11 protein-coding genes are annotated in these 15816 nt (G+C 40.8%); 7 read left to right on the forward strand and 4 right to left on the reverse strand.

Translation table 11 applies throughout. The annotated features are described in order from the left end of the window. Positions 1-45: 45 nt before the first annotated feature. A complete protein-coding gene (locus CLV57_RS13380; RefSeq protein WP_100341893.1) occupies positions 46-1137 on the reverse strand; it encodes an outer membrane beta-barrel protein in 1092 nt (363 codons plus the stop codon). Between the two features lie 566 nt (positions 1138-1703). On the opposite strand from CLV57_RS13380, the gene CLV57_RS13385 reads away from it, so the two are divergent. Further along, positions 1704-3878: a glutamine synthetase III family protein gene (locus CLV57_RS13385; RefSeq protein WP_100341894.1), complete on the forward strand. Its 2175-nt coding sequence runs from the start codon at positions 1704-1706 to the stop codon at positions 3876-3878. Positions 3879-3914: 36 nt separating this feature from the next. On the opposite strand, the gene CLV57_RS13390 is transcribed toward CLV57_RS13385, so the two are convergent. Beyond that, positions 3915-5321, reverse strand: coding sequence for a chloride channel protein (locus tag CLV57_RS13390; RefSeq protein ID WP_100341895.1), 1407 nt, complete (start codon positions 5319-5321; stop codon positions 3915-3917). 61 nt (positions 5322-5382) lie between these two features. On the opposite strand from CLV57_RS13390, the gene CLV57_RS13395 reads away from it, so the two are divergent. Together CLV57_RS13395 and CLV57_RS13400 are read left to right on the forward strand one after the other, a co-directional pair. Then, positions 5383-6564 (forward strand): AIR synthase related protein, encoded by a 1182-nt coding sequence (locus CLV57_RS13395; protein WP_100341896.1) that lies wholly within the window; start codon positions 5383-5385, stop codon positions 6562-6564. Between the two features lie 8 nt (positions 6565-6572). Continuing rightward, positions 6573-7265, forward strand: a complete 693-nt coding sequence (locus CLV57_RS13400) for a sterol desaturase family protein (RefSeq protein WP_100341897.1) — start codon at positions 6573-6575, stop codon at positions 7263-7265. Between the two features lie 65 nt (positions 7266-7330). Here the strand turns inward: CLV57_RS13400 and CLV57_RS13405 are convergent, their stop codons facing one another. Beyond that, positions 7331-7900, reverse strand: a complete 570-nt coding sequence (locus tag CLV57_RS13405; protein WP_100341898.1) for a hypothetical protein — start codon at positions 7898-7900, stop codon at positions 7331-7333. A 38-nt stretch (positions 7901-7938) separates the two neighbouring features. After that, positions 7939-11307: a TonB-dependent receptor gene (locus tag CLV57_RS13410; protein WP_100341899.1), complete on the reverse strand. Its 3369-nt coding sequence runs from the start codon at positions 11305-11307 to the stop codon at positions 7939-7941. A 339-nt stretch (positions 11308-11646) separates the two neighbouring features. Here CLV57_RS13410 and lpdA point away from each other — a divergent pair, with 339 nt between their 5' ends. From lpdA to nfi, 4 genes are all read left to right on the forward strand, one after another. Next, on the forward strand, positions 11647-13038 hold the full coding sequence (lpdA, locus tag CLV57_RS13415) for a dihydrolipoyl dehydrogenase (protein ID WP_100341900.1): 1392 nt from the start codon (positions 11647-11649) through the stop codon (positions 13036-13038). Between the two features lie 119 nt (positions 13039-13157). Then, positions 13158-14003, forward strand: a complete 846-nt coding sequence (locus CLV57_RS13420) for an MBL fold metallo-hydrolase (protein WP_100342850.1) — start codon at positions 13158-13160, stop codon at positions 14001-14003. Positions 14004-14141: 138 nt separating this feature from the next. Next, positions 14142-15002 carry a sigma-70 family RNA polymerase sigma factor gene (locus tag CLV57_RS13425; protein ID WP_100341901.1) on the forward strand — a complete coding sequence of 287 codons (861 nt, stop codon included), beginning with the start codon at positions 14142-14144 and terminating at the stop codon, positions 15000-15002. 67 nt (positions 15003-15069) lie between these two features. Further along, positions 15070-15813 carry a deoxyribonuclease V gene (gene nfi, locus CLV57_RS13430; protein ID WP_245857066.1) on the forward strand — a complete coding sequence of 248 codons (744 nt, stop codon included), beginning with the start codon at positions 15070-15072 and terminating at the stop codon, positions 15811-15813. Positions 15814-15816 lie beyond the last annotated feature (3 nt).

The following is a 15816-nucleotide window of genomic DNA, read 5'->3' on the forward strand; positions in this document are numbered from 1 at the left end:
CCTTTTGAGGTGGCCTTTGTAAACAATTTATAAACCTATCAAATATTAGAAGGCATATACAAATGCTAACAAAGCTTGTGCTGCTTTTTTAGTTGGCATTCCGCTTTTGTTCATCCAGGTGTTAGCTGAACCGTTATCAAACCTGAACTCAGGGATGATAGTTAAGCCACCAGATTTGATGTTAGCTGTAGCAGTTAAAGCAGTTACTGAAGTACCTGCCTGTACATAGCTGTATCCAGGGAAACCTGCAATATCAGTTGTTTTAACTTTGAAGTACTCACCTCTTAAACCCAAAGTTACCGCAGATGATACTGCTAACTGAGGATATAAAGCTACGCCTGAGAAACCACCCTTACCAGCTGATGAAGGCAAAGTGTAATCAGCAGCGTTCAAACCTAATTTGAAAGCGCTGGTTATTTGGTAAGCTGTAGTGAAGTCTAACTCTCTACCTGCAGACGGACCAGTTAATACGTTGAAGTAAGCATTCCAACCTTCAACAGGTGATACGAATAATTGCGCACCGAAGTTGTCAATTTTACCCATTGAAGTGTAAACGTTCCAGCCATCATTAAATACACCTGCCATTAAGCTTGCTTTAGATGAGAAAGCATAAGTAGCTTTGAAACCGGCATTTTGGAACGGACCGTTAGTGAACATGTAAGAAGTTGAGTAGTTAAAGTTACCGGCAGGACTTATAACTTCATAACCAACAAATGTACCCATATAACCCATTGTCAACGTTAACGCGTCGGTAGCAGCATAGTTAACGTATAAGTTTTGGATGTGAAATGAATTATTTGCGTTAAGCGCAACACCGTCTCCGTTAGGCACTGACTGGTACTGACCTCTTGGACCAAAAGCAATTTCACCAACAAACGAAGTTTTACCGGTTGTTTTCTTCAATGCAATATCAACCATACCAATTGAGAAAGAGTTGTGGTCTGTTGCAAAGCTGGTACCCAGCTGGCTTGATTTTGCAAAATCATATTTGTAATAACCATCAACCGATCCAGAGATGGTTAGCGGGGTATCGCCGGTATCTGCTACCATGGTTAACTCGCGGGTGCCGCCAATTTTGTCGGCTTTAACCGTTAGTGCCCCAAAAGCGATCATTGATAAAAGTAAGATTTTTTTCATGATGATAATTTGATAAGTGTTCTATTAATAAATTGATTTAACTGTTCTCTTTTTTTGTGTTCAACTTAAGTTTAAATTTTTCCGGTACCGATAAAGCATCTATTTAAATGATTTATTTAAAATTTAAGCTATTATTTTTAAATATTTTCTATTTAAAAGATTACTTTATTAAAATTTTCATAAAAGTATGGATGTGTTTTATTAAAAACAAGAAAAACGCCAAAAAATTTTAAAAAAGTTACATTCAATACTTAACTTTTATTCCATTTATATAAAATATAGCAAAATAAAACACCAAATTTTACCTAAAACGCCATACAAAAGATGTTTTTATCATATTTAAATTAAAAAACCAAGTTCAAGATGAGTAAAAGCAATAAAAAAGCACATCAAAGTATCATTAAACATAAGTTTTAGAAAAATCAATAAGCTTTAATTAAAAACAGGCAAGTTGAATGGCAGAAAAAGAAGGTTTTTGTTAGCAGAAAAATTTATTCATTTAAAATTTAGGTGATTATTTAAATCATAATCCTAATTTTGGTTTGAAAACCAATACGTAATAAAATATGCCCAATATTAGATTCCGCGCACTGGAAACCGTACTCACCCGTACAACGCCTGACGTAAAAGTGCCTTCTCAAAAAATATCAGATTATTATGGCACCAACGTTTTTGATATGCAAAAAATGAAAGATTATCTTTCAAAAGATGCTTATCAAAGCATCATCACAGCTATTGAAAAAGGTGAACCTATTCAGCGCGATATGGCAGAACATGTTGCTACTGCCATGAAATCATGGGCAATTAGTAAAGGTGCCACCCACTATACGCATTGGTTTCAACCATTAACAGGTACAACTGCTGAAAAGCACGACGCTTTTTTTGAACCAACTGCCGACGGCGGCGCCATTGAGGTTTTCTCAGGCGATGCTTTAGCACAACAAGAACCCGATGCTTCAAGTTTCCCAAGCGGCGGTATCCGTAATACTTTTGAGGCGCGTGGCTATACTGCCTGGGACCCATCTTCGCCGGCATTTTTAATGGCGCGTACTTTATGTATACCTACCGTGTTTGTATCATACACAGGCGAAGCATTAGATTATAAGGTACCTTTATTAAAGGCATTGAACGCGCTTGATAAAGCTGCTGTAGACGTTTGCCATTATTTTGACAAAAGCGTTGAAAAAGTAAATGCCTCTTTAGGTATTGAGCAGGAATATTTTCTGGTTGACAGCGCGCTGTTCAATGCCCGTCCGGATCTTTACTTAACTGGTCGCACTCTATTTGGGCACATGTCTGCAAAAAACCAGCAACTGGAAGATCATTACTTCGGTTCTATTCCAAGCCGTGTTTACGCCTTTATGCAAGACATGGAAACTGAAGCTTTATTATTAGGTATACCTTTAAAGACCCGTCATAATGAGGTTGCACCTTCGCAATTTGAATGCGCACCTATATATGAGGAAATAAACCTGGCCATTGATCATAACCAATTATTGATGGATATCATGGATCGTGTTGCTAAAAAACACAACTTCCAGGTTTTATTACATGAAAAGCCATACGCAGGCATTAACGGCTCGGGCAAGCACAACAACTGGTCAATGATCACTAACACCGGTAAAAACTTGTTATCGCCGGGAAAAACGCCTAAAAACAACCTGATGTTCCTTACCTTCTTTGTAAATACTATCAAAGCGGTTTACGAACATGCAGATCTGTTACGCGCATCAATTGCATCCGTAAACAACGATCATCGCCTGGGCGCTAATGAGGCTCCGCCTGCTATTATTTCTATTTTCCTGGGTTCGCAACTAACCGACCTGCTGGATGAGATTGAAACCTCACGCATCAGCAAAAAAATAAAAGACGATGCCTTGCTATGGCAGGGTATTCCTAAAATACCACAAATATTAAAAGACAATACTGACCGTAACCGCACCTCTCCTTTTGCCTTTACCGGCAATAAATTTGAGTTGCGCGCTGTAGGTTCGTCAGCTAACTCGGCCAGCCCGATGACGGTATTGAACACTATAGTGGCTGATCAGCTTAAAAAGTTCAAGTATGATGTAGATAAAATCCTTAAAAAAGGCGAGAAAAAGGATTTGGCTTTATTAATGGTGCTAAAAAAGTATATTAAAGAGTCAAAATCTATCCGCTTTGAGGGCAATGGTTACAGTGATGAATGGGAAAAAGAAGCCGAAGCACGCGGTTTAGCCAATATACGTACTACACCAAAGGCGCTTGACGCCATGGTTACAGAAAAATCTGAAATATTGTTTGCCGAAACCGGCGTATATACCCGTCGTGAAGCGCATGCGAGACATGAGATATTGCTGGAAAGCTTTTACAAAAAGCTGCAAATTGAAGCACGTGTAATTGGTGATATGGTTGTTAACATCATTATTCCAGCTGCTTTAGCGTACCAGTCAAAATTAATTGAAAATGCGCGTGGACTGAAGGACCTGGGCTTAGATGCTTCAACCTATAAAGTACAAATAGATATTATCAATCAACTTGCTGAACACATTAATTTCATCAAAACCAACGTTGAGCAAATGGTTGACGAGCGTAAAAAGGCTAACAAGATTGAGGATGTGCGCGAGAAAGCCATTGCTTATGACGAAAAAGTAAAAAGTTTCTTCCAGCCTATTCGCTACCATGTAGATAAACTGGAACAAATAGTTGACGATTCGATATGGCCACTGCCAAAATTCAGAGAGCTACTGTTTGTTAAATAAGAACAAAAAAACGCCCCTTTTTGGGGCGTTTTGCTTTTATATGTCAGCCGGCTTGGGTGGTGCAGCCACCGGCTCTTTAGGTTCTGCTTCTAACTCTCGTATGTACATATTCTTCATATGATCATAAAAGGAGTGTTTATCAATTAGCAATGACACTAAGCTTGCAACCATCCCGGCCAATATCAGGTGGAATATAACATTGTGGCGATCAGTCATTTCAAGCACCAATATGGCAGATGTAAAAGGCGACCTGGTTACACCTGTAAGAAAAGCAACCATACCCGCCAGTATAAGCAAGTTTGTATCTGGCCCGGCTAAAGTAAACCAACCCGACACCATTGCGCCGATGGCAGCCCCTGCACTAAGCGCCGGAGCAAAAACGCCACCAGCTCCGCCTGTGGTAAATGATAAAAGCGGCCCTATTATTCGCAATAAAGGCGTATACCATTCAACGTGCTTATCGGTAGTGAAAAGAGTACGTTCCATTAGCTCCTTACCAGAGCCCATGGTACCCCTGTCAATAAAATAAGCTAATGCTGCCAAAAGCAAAGCGCATACAGCGGCAAATGCTATCATTTGATAGGTAGTGCGCAGTTTGCGCTTCCATGCAAAAATTCCTAATATAATTTTGGTCATTGCGCTTCCACCCAAACCTGCAAGCAAGGCTACCAAAACAACATCTACTAAAATAAAGCCCGACAAACCACCTATAGCGGGATAACCTAGGTACAAGTACGGGCCAATTATGCCTTGCGCGGTTAAGCCTGCAATAATTACCGATGAAAATATAGCTGTTTTAAAATAGCTGAAATGCGTTTTGGTCAGTTCTTCAATCGCGAATACGATCCCACCTAAAGGGGTGTTAAATGCCGCCGCCAAACCTGCTGCAGCACCGGCTACTATAACATTACTTTTAGCAATTTTAGGCCACCATGCCGGTAAATTATTGTTGATCTTTCTGAAAACAGATGCCGCAATTTGTATGGTTGGGCCCTCCCTACCTACTGCCGCCCCGCCCATAGCCATAATTAAACTCGAAAATAGTTTAACAACAATTATACGGACACTTAAAAGCTTGTCAACCAATTTCTCATTTCGCGGGGTGCTCATTTCAAGCGCCGCCGCCACCTGTGGAATGCCGCTCCCCCGCGCATAAGGCGCGTATTTTTTCACCATCCACCATGCTATTACAAAACAAACAGGCGAAACAATAAATATCAGCCATGCATCATACGTAAAAATGAAGTGGGTTACCCCCTCAGCCATTGAAAACAATTTGGCATAAATAACAGCTATCAGACCGGTAATTACAGAGGCTATCCAAAAGGGCACAGCCTGTAAAATATTACGCCGGAGTTGCTCGTTGTTAAGCCTGTCGTACGACGCTTTTAAATGCGCCCTTACGCGGGCACCGCTGTTTTTAATAATGACGGGAAGTTCCATAGGAATTGCAAAACTACTTAATTTTTAAACGCGTAAACTATTTTTAGCAGTATATTTGCCCATGACTTCTTCGCAACGATACGATCAAAGAGGTGTCTCTGCCTCAAAAGATGATGTACACAACGCTATAAAAAATATTGACAAAGGCCTTTTCCCGAAAGCATTCTGTAAAATAGTTCCGGATATTTTAACCGGCGATGAGCAGTTTTGTAACATTATGCATGCTGACGGTGCCGGAACCAAATCATCATTGGCTTATACCTACTGGCGCGAAACCGGCGACATTTCTGTTTGGAAAGGAATTGCGCAAGATGCTATCATCATGAATCTTGACGATCTGCTTTGCGTTGGCGCTATTGATAACATATTGTTATCATCTACCATCGGCAGAAACAAAAACCTGATACCGGGTGAAGTTATTGCAGCCATTATTAACGGCACCGAAGAAATTTTGGCCGACCTGCGCGCAGCGGGTATAGGCATTTATTCAACCGGAGGAGAAACTGCTGATGTTGGCGATCTGGTACGCACCATTATTGTTGATTCAACCGTTACCTGCCGCATGAAACGTGAAGATGTGGTGAGCAACCATAACATACAGCCGGGCGATGTGATAGTAGGTTTGGCATCGTACGGACAGGCAACATATGAGCGTGAGTACAATGGCGGCATGGGCTCAAATGGACTAACATCTGCAAGACACGATGTATTCAATAAAACCATAGCTAATCAATACCCTGAAAGTTATGATCCGGCGGTTCCTTTTGATCTGATATTTTCTGGCAGTAAGCAACTAACCGATGTGGTTGATATTGGCAACGGCCAAAGCGTTACAGCAGGAAAGCTGGTATTATCGCCAACACGTACCTACGCCCCGGTTATCAAACAAATATTAGACAACTATCGCAGCCAGGTACATGGAATGGTGCATTGCAGCGGTGGGGCACAAACTAAGGTGCTACACTTTGTTGATAATGTACATGTTATTAAAGATAACCTGTTCCCTATTCCGCCATTATTCAGATTGATACAGGAAGAATCAAAAACCAGCTGGCAGGAAATGTACAAGGTATTTAATATGGGCCACCGCATGGAGCTTTACGTTCAACCCAACATTGCAGACGAACTTATAGCTATATCAAAAAGCTTTGGTATTGACGCGCAAATTATTGGTCGCGTTGAGGCTGCTGACAAAAAACAGGTTACGATAAATTCTGAGTTTGGCGAGTTTATATATAACTAAATAGCCTTATGCTTAATTTTCTGTCAGAGCAATCATCATTTACTTTACTGATGATTTTTCTGGCAGAAAATTTTATAGTAACAGGCATTGCGCTATTTGCAGGCTGGCTTACCATTAAGTTGTGCAAACATCCGGTTAAGCCGGCTTCATACAAAGAAATACTTACCTGCATTGTTACCAACTGCATTAACACGTTAATTACGTTTACGGGGTTTAAACTTTGGCAGCACGGTGTTATACAATTTGATTTTGATTTAAGCTGGTGGCTTATATTTGACACCATACTTCTTTTTCTGGCTATGGATTTAGCCATGTATATATTTCACCTGGCTATACATAGGTCTGTTGCCTATAAATATATCCACAGGTTCCATCACATTTATCACGATCCGATACCGATTGATCTCTTTGTACTTCATCCGTTAGAGACGGTTAGCTTTGGTTTATTGTGGCTAATTGTGATTTACGTGTACACATTCAACTTTTGGGCTGTAATACTGTACTTAACCTTAAATGTTGTATTTGGCATTGCCGGACATTTGGGTTTTGAACCCTTACCCTACAAATTCAGGAACAGCGCGTGGCTTAAATATATCGGCACACCAACATTTCATCATGATCATCATACCGATGTAAATTACAATTTCGGTTTTTACACCAACCTTTGGGATCGTTTATTCCATACTTATAAAGAGAGGTAACATATAAAACAATAAAGCCTCCCGGAAATCCGGGAGGCCTTCTTGTTTTATAGTATAACTTAAAGTTATATGGTTTTAAAGAATGAGGTTTGGCTTAAAACCGAAGTTTTACCATCTTCAGAATAAGCTGTAGCTCTAACAGAATAAGTTTTACCTGCTGTTAAACCAAGCAAACCTAATTTGATAAGCATGTTACCACCATACACCTGCGTTTTCTCATAAGTAGTTGATTGCAAAGTATAGTTAATGCTGTGGTTTAAAACCGGGGTAGGTTTTTTTGTTGGGTCAGAAGTGTCATCGTAACCGGTCCAGCTGCTAAATGTAACCGTTTTAACAGGTACAGCAGTTGCCGATATAGATGTGCCTTCAAAAAATTCAACTGTAAATTTACCTGACTTAACACCTGTAGTGGTAGCACCGAAATACAATTGTAAAACGGTAGCAACTGTAGCGGGAGTTGTTGGAGTTGCACTTGCAGCTGCAATAGTGAACGGACCAACCTGGTTATATCCTAAGCTGCTTAATTGAATGGCCGGGAGTTTTGCCTCTGTGCCGGCAACATCTGCATCTTTTTTACATGAAAACATCGCCGATGTTAACAATGTCATAAAAACGATGGTTATATATTTTTTCATTTTAGTTTCTTTTAATATTTCCAATTAAACACTTGTTATTAGAAGCTGTATCTGGCACCTAATAAAGCGCTCCATGTTGTACCTGTTGTATTAATATTCTGGAAAGGCGTATTAATTAACTGGCCGTTTAACTGACGCATGTTGTAAGCAGGGTTACCGGCTGCATCAACACCTACAAGCGCAAGTGGCTGCATGGTAGTGGTTTGTTTTTGTATGCCCCACGCGCTGTTTAAAAGGTTTGGCAGGTTAATTACAGTAGCACTGATCTGCAGGGTGTGTTTTTGACCACCTGCCATAATGTAAAACTCTTGTTTAACATCAGCATCAATACGGTTATACCATGGTAAGTAAGAACCATTTCTTTCTGCGTATTTACCTCTGCGATCTTTAAGGTAAGGCGTGTTGTTGATGAATTGCTCAAAAGCGGCTTGTTGCTGTTGTGCAGTGTAAGTGTATGCTACACCGTTAACTGTTTGAGTGTACGGCAGGAAAGTAATTTCGCTTGCTTTTCTTGGAATGTACATCAAATCTGTAGATGCGTTACCATCACCGTTCAGGTCACCTTGAATAGTGTAGCTGTAACCACCGTTAACTGAAGCTTGAGCAGATCCCTGGTAGAATAAACCTACTGAAGTTGAACCATGGTTAAGATAGTTGAACTTGTAAGATATCGAACCTACTATACGGTGAGGAATAACAAAGGCTGTGTTACCCAATTCTACGTCATTTGAAGTTCCAACGTTAGAAGTTGAGGTCCAAACGTTGGTTGCAGTAGTACCAACAGTTGAGAACGCTTCTTTAGCAACAGTGTAGGTATAAGCTACCGAAGCATTAAAGCCGTTTTCAAATGTTTTGTTTAATTGCGCAGTTAATGATGCAGCGTAACCTTGGTTAGTGTTCTCTAACGCTATTACAGACAGCGCCGGGTTGTTTGGATAAATGTTACGATCCTGAGCAGTTACAGAAACGCTTGTAAAGCCGTTAGCTGTTGTTGCAGAACCTGTACCTACGTAACGAGCACGGGTGTAATCGCCTTCCTGAATAGTACCTGTAGGGTTTTTCAGGTTAACGTTACGCATACGCACTGCATTGATGTCTTTGCTGTATAAAGCTTCAAATGTAGCAGAGTAACCATTACCTAAGTTTTTATCAATACCTAAGTTAACTCTGAATATTTGAGGGAATTTAAAGTTTTTGTCAATAACAACACTGGCCGACTGATAAGCAGTACCTGCTGATTGCGGGAACAGGTTGGCATAAGTGCTTGGATCTTGTACCAATTTAATGTTGGCAAGCTGAGCAGCTGTTGCCACACCACCAAAGTTGTACATACCGCTGTTTGAAGGCAGGTTGGTTAAGAACACGTAAGGTACGCGGCCGCTAAATATACCCATACCACCACGTAATACTAATGATTTGTCGCTTAACAAGCTTGCACGGAAACCTACACGAGGTGAAAGCATCCATACTGATTTAGGCCATTGGCCTGAATTGTAGGTCATTAAAGCACCTGTGTTTGAGTTAGGATCAGGAAACTGCAAAGCACTTAACTGAGGGTTCTCAACCGGATTTTCCAGATAAATAGACTTATCAGCACGTAAGCCGTAAGTAAATTTAAAGTTAGGGCTTACGTTATATTCATCCTGAGCATAAAGGCTGATGGTTCCGATGCGAAGGTTTGCAGAGAAAACTTTGTCCTGACCAGGAAGCAATGAATAGTTATAAGTAAACTGTACCGGAGCCCTGTCATTCAGGAAATCATCAAGGCTGTTGTAGATATATGAACCCGCAGCACCTGGCATAAAGGCATTACCCACTTTTTGATACTCATAGCTGATACCACCGGTTAAAGTGTGTTTACCTGCATAGTAGGTAAAGTTATCATACAAAGTAGTGGTGTTATCAATAACCTCGTTGTATTTGGTGTAAGGGTCAGAACCTGCAGTTATGTAGTTATCGCCCGCGCCATTGTAAATGTCAATTGTTGGAAAAGTAGTTCCTTTTGTAGTACGCGGATTGCCATACTTTTTAAAGGTTACCAGCAATTGGTTTGACATTTTTGAATTGATAGTACTGTTTAACTCGGCTGTACCGGTATGCACAGTATTTAAGAAACCGTAGTTAGAGTTCTCAAACGCGATAGACCTGTTGCTGTAACGGTTGTTAACCAAACCACCGCTTGCACGTGTAGATGGCGAGCCGTTAGCACCCGTAAAGGTATAAGCAGCGTTGTTAGGTGTGCTTGAGTTATTAACGGTTTGATCACTTGTAGCTTTTAAGTAGCTGTATTTAACTGTCAGCTTGTTTTTATCGTTAATGTTGTAGTCAAAACGAATTAAAGCTTTGGTGTTTTTTGGCTGGAAGGCCGGGAAGTTATCATAACCGCCGGTTTCGTAGCCAAATTTATTTTTAAGGTATTCTGAAACTTTTTGAAGATCGCCAACCGGAGTAGCCGCAACGGTACCTAAACCCGAACCACCAGTAGGTGAAAAGTTAATACCAGGAGTTGTAGCAACCTCGTGCTCGTAATTACCGAAGAAGAATAATTTGTTTTTAATTATTGGGCCGCCTAAGGTAACACCGTAAGTTTTAGAAGTTGCTTTAGCATTTTGTGAACTCAGATCAAAGTCGCCAACACGGGTACCGTTAAATGATTGGTCTCTGTAGAAACCGTAAACTGATCCGTGGAATGTGTTGGTACCGCTTTTTGTAGTTGCGTAGATACCCGCACCGGTAAAGCCCGACTGACGAACGTCAAACGGAGCAATGTTTACCGAGATTTCGTCATAAGCTTCTATTGAAACTGGTTGTGCGCCGCCACCTGGTAACAGGTCATTTGATGTACCGAAAGTGTTATTCAGGTTAGCACCGTCAACAGTAATACTGTTATAGCGTGCATCACGACCGGCGAAGCTACCACCGTTAGCCTGAGGCGTTAAACGGGTAAAATCTGTAACGCTACGCGAAAACGTAGGTAAAGTAGATAATTGTGTACGGTTAATGTTGGTACTTGCACCTAATTTAGCCGTAACAATTCTTTTTGTACCGGTAATGTTAACCGTTTTAAGTTCGGTACCGGTTTCAGATAGTTCAGCATTTAATATGTAAGACTGACCTAACTGTAAGGTGATACCTGTGTAAGTTTGCTTGGAAAAGCTAATGAAGGTAACCTCAACTGTGTAAGGACCTCCTACACGCATACCGGGAATATTGTAATAACCATCATTGTTGGTTGCAACCGCATAAACCGTTCCCGATGGCTCATGTATTGCTTTAATTGTAGCGCCCGGCAAAGCAACGCCTTTGTTGTCTTTAACCGTACCTGTCATACTACTGGTAGTAACCTGCGCAAAGGCTGCGGCAGTAGTAAAAACAGCGGCAATTAATAAAAGTAAAAATTTTCTCATGCTGTGTTTTTTGTTCTTTAATGAAAAATAATGAGATGACTAAACCGGCACAAAGATAAGTGCTTACATAATCCGTTATATTAAATCAATGTTAATTATTTTTAAAAATGATTATGTATTTATCAACATTTAACAACTAATGACGTAAGTCCCGAAAAAATATGACCTATATAATGAAATTCTCATACCAAAATCAACTTTTTTAACATTGAGTTAATCCATGTTACAGGTAGACATTATAGCGCTTTAATGATAAATTAATGATACAAGTGGTTTTTTGCTTTCAGGCCTTTTATTTAGCTTTGGCTTTCATAAATTTTAAAAAGAACATACGCTGATATGAACTACGATGTAATTGTTATAGGGAGCGGTCCCGGTGGTTATGTAGCTGCCATACGTGCTTCCCAACTTGGTTTAAAAACCGCTGTAGTTGAAAAAGAATCTCTGGGTGGCATTTGCCTTAACTGGGGTTGTATACCTACCAAAGCTTTATTAAAGAGCGCCCAGGTTTTTGAATACATCAATCATGCTGCCGATTACGGCATTAAAATAAATACACCAGGCGAAGTTGATTTTGAAGCTGTTGTTAAACGTAGCCGCTCTGTTGCTGATGGTATGAGCAAAGGTGTACAGTTTTTAATGAAGAAAAACAAAATTGACGTTATAAACGGCTTTGGCAAGCTCAAAGCAAAAGGCGTTATTGAAGTTAAAGGTACTGATGGCGCCGTTAAAGAATATACGGCTAAAAACATCATATTAGCTACCGGCGGCCGTTCGCGCGAGTTGCCCAACCTTAAACAAGACAACGTTAAGGTTATTGGCTACCGTCAGGCTATGGTATTGCCTAAACAACCTAAATCAATGGTAGTTGTTGGCTCGGGCGCTATAGGTATTGAGTTTGCTTATTTCTACAACTCAATAGGCACTAAAGTTACTGTTGTTGAATACCTTGATAATATAGTTCCTTTGGAGGACGAAGAGGTTTCAAAAGGCCTTGCACGTATATTAAAAAAGCAAGGTATTGAGATCATGACCGGCTCAAATGTTGAGTCTGTTGATACCAGCGGCGATCTTTGCAAAGTAAACGTAAAAACAGCTTCAGGCAACCAGGTTATTGAAGCCGAGATCGTGCTATCAGCAGTGGGTATCTCTACCAATATTGAGGGTATAGGCTTAGAAGAAGTTGGTGTTAAAACAGAAAAAGGTAAAGTTTTAGTTGACGATTTCTACAAAACCAATATTGAAGGCGTTTACGCCATTGGCGATATTGTAAAAGGTCAGGCATTGGCTCACGTAGCATCTGCAGAAGGTATAATCTGCGTTGAGAAAATTGCAGGCCATCATCCACAGCCGCTTGATTATAATAATATTCCGGGTTGTACGTATTGCAGCCCAGAGGTAGCATCAGTAGGTTACACCGAAAAGGCTGCTAAAGAAGCCGGATATGAAGTTAAGGTAGGCAAATTCCCATTCTCTGCATCAGGCAAAGCCAGCGCTGCCGGCGTAAAAGACGGTTTTGTTAAACTGGTATTTGATGCTAAATACGGCGAATTGTTAGGCGCTCACATGTTAGGCGCTAACGTTACCGAGATGATAGCCGAGATCGTATCAGCACGCAAACTGGAAACTACCGGTCATGAGTTGATCAAAACGGTACACCCGCACCCAACCATGAGCGAAGCCATAATGGAAGCCGCCGCCGAAGCATACGGCGAGTGTATACATTTGTAAGCTGCGCAGTCAATATTTTATAGTCGATGGTCCATAGTAGTTTGCTTTGGACCATCGACTTTTTTGTTTAAGTTTAACTCAACAACCATGGACTATCAACCATGGTCTATGGACAAAAAATGAACCCAAAGCTATACACAATAGACACCGGCACTTTTAAACTTGATGGCGGCGCTATGTTTGGTGTGGTGCCTAAAACCATCTGGAGCAAAACCAATCCGGCCGATGAGAATAACCTTTGCACGTGGGCTATGCGTTGTTTGCTGATTGAAGAAGGCAACAGATTGATACTGGTTGATACCGGCATGGGCAATAAGCAAAGCGATAAATTTTTCAGCTTTTATTATCCGGATAGGTCCAACACACTGGATAGCTCATTGGCCGCCCATGGTTTCCATCGAGATGATATTACCGATGTGTTTTTAACGCACCTGCATTTTGACCATGTGGGCGGCGCCGTTGAACGTATTGGCGAAACCCTCACTCCTACCTTTAAAAACGCTACCTACTGGAGTAACGCCCAACATTGGGATTGGGCCATAAATCCTAACGAACGCGAAAAAGCATCGTTTTTAAAAGAAAACATTTTGCCTATACAGGACAGCGGTCAGCTAAAGTTTATTGATGGCAAGGATGGAGTAACATTTACAGACCATGTTAAAGTGCGTTTTGTTTACGGCCACACCGAAGCGCAGATGCTGCCACAAATAAACTACAAAGGCCGGCAAATGTTATATATGGCCGATCTTATACCATCCATAGGGCATTTGCCGTTAGCTTATGTAATGGGATATGATATGTTCCCGATGAAAACACTCAATGAAAAGAAAGCAATTTTAAATGAGGCACTTGAAAACAATTATATTTTGTATTTTGAGCATGATTCGGTCAATGAATGCTGCACTTTAAAAAATACAGATAAAGGAATTCGTGCGGATGAGATTTTCAGGCTGAGCGAAGTATGATCTAAACCACAAAAATCATGCAATTATCACCTGATTATGAATAAAATGTAATATTTTATTTAGTAGCAAAAATAGGCTAAACTTTTCATACCTTTGCCCGTTCAATTCTAATAATAAAAGAATCGAGGTTTATAATAAATGAGACAACTCAAAATAACCCAATCCATTACCAACCGTGAGTCGCAATCGCTCGACAAATACTTACACGAAATTGGTAAAGTTGACCTGATAACTGCCGAAGAAGAAGTAATATTAGCACAAAAAATAAGGGAGGGCGATCAGGCTGCGCTTGAGCGTTTAACCAAAACCAACCTGCGTTTCGTGGTGTCGGTAGCCAAACAATATCAAAATCAGGGACTTACCCTTGGTGACCTTATTAACGAAGGTAACCTGGGCTTGATCAAAGCTGCAAAGCGTTTTGACGAAACCAAAGGTTTCAAATTCATTTCATACGCTGTATGGTGGATCCGCCAGTCTATTTTGCAAGCTATCGCTGAGCAATCACGTATCGTTCGTTTGCCGTTGAATCAGGTAGGTTCATTGAGCAAGATCAGCAAGGCTTTCTCTAAATTAGAGCAGGAGTACGAGCGTGAGCCGTCACCTGAAGAGCTGGCTGATATGCTGGAAACTACGGTTGACAAGATATCTGATACCTTAAGTAACTCAGGTCGCCATGTATCAATGGATGCTCCTTTTGTTCAGGGTGAAGAAAACACTTTGTTAGACGTATTAGAGAACGCTGAGCCGAATACCGACTCTATCCTGATCAATGAATCGTTATCAGAAGAAATTAAACGCTCCCTATCAACTTTAACAGAACGCGAGCGCGAGATAATCGTATTGTTTTTCGGTTTAGGCACTAACCATCCACTTTCTCTGGAAGAGATCGGTGAGAAATTTAACCTTACCCGCGAACGTGTACGCCAAATAAAAGATAAAGCGTTGCAACGTCTTCGTCATACTTCAAGAAGCAAGATCCTGAAATCATACCTTGGATAAGCTTTTTAAAACAAAGAGTTAAGAAGCAAGAATTTAGAGCCGTTCCAGTTTGGAGCGGCTTTTTTTGTTGGTACTAAAACAATGCGCCCAGCGTTTAGGTAATCAATACATGCATCCATCCGAATACGAACACCTCACTCCAGCCCAGGCCATTGCCTATCAGCACGAATTGAGGAAACAAATCAATATTTGTCCGCTTGAAAAGCAAATTACTAACATTGCCGGAGCAGATATTTCCTTCAATAAATATTCGGATGTTGTTTATGCTGGCATTGTTGTGTTTTCTTATCCTGATTTGAAAGTAATTGGCACTTCCACCGCCGTTGGTAAAACAAAATTCCCTTATATTTCAGGTTTGTTAGCATTTAGAGAAGTGCCGGCGTTACTGGAAGCCTGGCAAAATCTTAAAACCAAACCCGACTTGTTAGTGCTTGATGGTCAAGGTACAGCTCATGAACGCCGCACAGGCATTGCAACACATTTCGGGTTGATTGCGGATGTCCCAACCATAGGTAGCGCTAAAAGCCGCCTTTGGGGACGTTTCGAGGAACCGATCGATCAACCGTTTGCGCAAAGCCCCATGTTTGATAAAAGCGAGCTAGTAGGCATAGCGCTGCGCAGCAAACGCAATTGCAATCCAATATACATATCGCCTGGTCATAAGGTAAGCATGGAACAAAGCGTAGAAATTATTAAAAACTGTATACGCGGTTACCGAATACCCGAACCCACCCGCCAGGCACACAACCTGGTCAATAAAATTAGAGTTGAAGCCGGAGACAATAATTCACAAACAAATATGTTTGATTGAAAA

This window comes from Mucilaginibacter auburnensis, from assembly GCF_002797815.1.
GTDB classification, from domain to species: domain Bacteria; phylum Bacteroidota; class Bacteroidia; order Sphingobacteriales; family Sphingobacteriaceae; genus Mucilaginibacter; species Mucilaginibacter auburnensis.

Bases quoted from the DNA above. Each gene is read 5' to 3' on its own strand.
- CLV57_RS13380 (WP_100341893.1), bottom strand. From the start codon at position 1,137: ATGAAAAAAATCTTACTTTTATCAATGATCGCTTTTGGGGCACTAACG.
- CLV57_RS13385 (WP_100341894.1), top strand. From the start codon at position 1,704: ATGCCCAATATTAGATTCCGCGCACTGGAAACCGTACTCACCCGTACA.
- CLV57_RS13390 (WP_100341895.1), bottom strand. From the start codon at position 5,321: ATGGAACTTCCCGTCATTATTAAAAACAGCGGTGCCCGCGTAAGGGCG.
- CLV57_RS13395 (WP_100341896.1), top strand. From the start codon at position 5,383: ATGACTTCTTCGCAACGATACGATCAAAGAGGTGTCTCTGCCTCAAAA.
- CLV57_RS13400 (WP_100341897.1), top strand. From the start codon at position 6,573: ATGCTTAATTTTCTGTCAGAGCAATCATCATTTACTTTACTGATGATT.
- CLV57_RS13405 (WP_100341898.1), bottom strand. From the start codon at position 7,900: ATGAAAAAATATATAACCATCGTTTTTATGACATTGTTAACATCGGCG.
- CLV57_RS13410 (WP_100341899.1), bottom strand. From the start codon at position 11,307: ATGAGAAAATTTTTACTTTTATTAATTGCCGCTGTTTTTACTACTGCC.
- lpdA (WP_100341900.1), top strand. From the start codon at position 11,647: ATGAACTACGATGTAATTGTTATAGGGAGCGGTCCCGGTGGTTATGTA.
- CLV57_RS13420 (WP_100342850.1), top strand. From the start codon at position 13,158: ATGAACCCAAAGCTATACACAATAGACACCGGCACTTTTAAACTTGAT.
- CLV57_RS13425 (WP_100341901.1), top strand. From the start codon at position 14,142: ATGAGACAACTCAAAATAACCCAATCCATTACCAACCGTGAGTCGCAA.